Source organism: Mucilaginibacter sp. P4_G9, from assembly GCF_056400985.1.
The window spans coordinates 1-2,370 of the sequence record NZ_JBFUKF010000590.1; the positions used below are offsets into that span (position 1 = coordinate 1).

Here is a 2,370-nt window from a genome sequence, read left to right on the forward strand (position 1 = left end):
TGTTTAACCGTGATACCTATTTTATTTAACTCCTTAGCCATCCAGGCCGAATTGGTATCAACAATTTGTCCGATGAGTATTTCGTCACCAATGGTTATGATCTCTGCCAACATATTAATTAATAAAAATTTCTGCTACTTGAATAATCGTTTCGTTTACTCAGTTTCAAATCCTGCAAAATGGTTGATTTTACCTTTAAGGTAACGTTGTATGATTTTAAATAGCCAAATGGCACCCACTGAAACGAAAGATCCCAGCAATGCAAATCTCTATAAATGGAAAAAGAAGTGGCGCTGCTTAGCTTGGCAGCTTTAAAATCATAGTTTGTTGAGTATTGTATCTTCCATTTTTGCGTGATGCTTACATCGCCGCTAATCATGAGCGTATTACTTGTAGACACATTATTTAAATAATTACTATAGCTATAACTATAGTTAAGCGATATATTCCAGGGAACATTAAAATCCACATATGAGTTAGGGTCGCTGTTGATCAATGCCAGTCGCTGAGCCTGCTGGGCTCCAACATTTTGTAAAGTATTTACATTAGGGGTGCCCGGTGCCTTGGCTGTAGTGGAGTTTAAACTACCGCTCATAGAAATGCTGACGGCACTTAATTGAGGGAACTGACCATTAGACCACCTGTATTTATTAACAAGCGAACTGGTGCGTACAATGGCGTTATTTGAAATAGAATCATGTACACTAATAACGTACGGATTAAATGAACCACTGAAGCTAACATTCACTTTCTGTTTAAACAGGGCCGTGTGCCCCGAAAATTGAATATTTGAAAGTTTCATAGAATCGGCCGCGAAATTATAGAATGTTGAAAAAGATAGCCCCTGCAACAGGGTGACCTTTCTATCGGTACCCGATGTATCCGTACTTTTTGCTTTTAATTTGGCCTCAATCATATTATCCAATGAGAAGCTGATACCAGCCTGCTTGCCGCTGGATGGGTAGCCATAAACTCCGTTTTCAAAAATGGAGTATTTTTGATAAGTGTACGGGTATGGTACACTTGCATTACTTACAGCGGTTTTGTAATACCCATAGCTTGGATCCGAGAAATCCGGCGTATAACCAAAACCGATAGATGGAGTCATTACATGCCTTATTGCTTTTAAATTACCTTTAAAATTTAATGTACCATACAATTTGGTTGACAGACCGGTACTAAGGCTATAATTACCGGCACGTTTAAACCCTTGAATGGTATCAACAAGCAACTGGTCTGAATTGGAAATACTGCCGCGTTCAAATCTTTTATTTACTGATTGAAAATACCAGCGTTCGGTATAATTTACGCTGCTGTTAAACTGAAAATATTTAAGCACATTTAAACCCAAACTTACTGGGATCTGGTGTTGAAATCCATTTTGTAAACGCTTGGTAACTGTGCTTTTAAACAACTCCGATTCGGGGATGTTATTTACTTTATTGGTAGCATTCATGTTATAGCTAACCGTTATTTTTTGATACCATTTTTGCTCACCTACCCTATCCTTTGAATCGAAAGGGTTAATAGATGACATACCAAAGGCTATAGTTGGTAACTCTATGGTAATTGTTTTATTGGCTATATCCTGGCTATGRCCAAGACCTATACTCATGTTAAAGGGTGTACCAGCCCATGTTTTTCCGTAAGATATGCTTGAACGCAAGCTGCTTTGCGCGGCAGTCACCACATTATAATTTGAGTTTGACGGATTTCGTGAAAAATAACCGGATGTACCCGCGTTAACTGACGCGCTGAATGTTGAACCCGGGTTGGCGTTAGGATCCTGGGAATGGGTCCAGTCAATGTGTATATCCTTCACCGGGGGATCGCCAGGCAATTGGTAATTATGAGAGCCATAACTTAAAGAAAGATTACCGGTGTATTTGTAGCGTACAAGGTACCTTGCAGTTGAGTTTACTTCATACGAACCCTTTGAATAAATTGTACCCGTTGTAGTAAGATCAACATAATCACTCAAACCAAGATAATAACCAAACCCAGCCAGTTTAAAACCCAGTTTCGCATCCTCGCCAAAAGTAGGTAATATAACCCCGGATGTTCGCTGATTAGGTTTAGGGAAGAAACCAAACGGGATGGCCAATGGCAGCGGCACCCCCTCTATTTCCAGATAAGCCGGCCCGGATATGATCCTGTTTTTTTCACCTATGCCCTTTGTTATCACTATACCAAAATGTGTATCAGGGTAAGGCAAATCACAGGTACTGAAAATCACATTACGGTAAGCAACTTCAGTTTCATTTAGCTTTTTTGCCTGCCCGCCAGATATAAAGTTACCTTCCTGCTCAGACGCAGGATTATAAAGCTTTCCTTTTTTAGTATTATAATTAAACAACAGCGAATCTGATG

The 2,370-nt window shown here is 39.5% G+C and carries 2 protein-coding genes; both read right to left on the reverse strand.

Going from position 1 to position 2,370, the window contains the following annotated elements:
• A partial coding sequence (locus tag AC1DPZ_RS25640) for a molybdopterin-binding protein (RefSeq protein ID WP_477408824.1) occupies positions 1–113 on the reverse strand: 113 nt, incomplete at its 3' end.
• A gap of 5 nt (positions 114–118) precedes the next feature.
• Positions 119–2,370: putative LPS assembly protein LptD (locus AC1DPZ_RS25645; RefSeq protein ID WP_477408822.1), on the reverse strand; the 2,252-nt coding region annotated here is incomplete at its 5' end.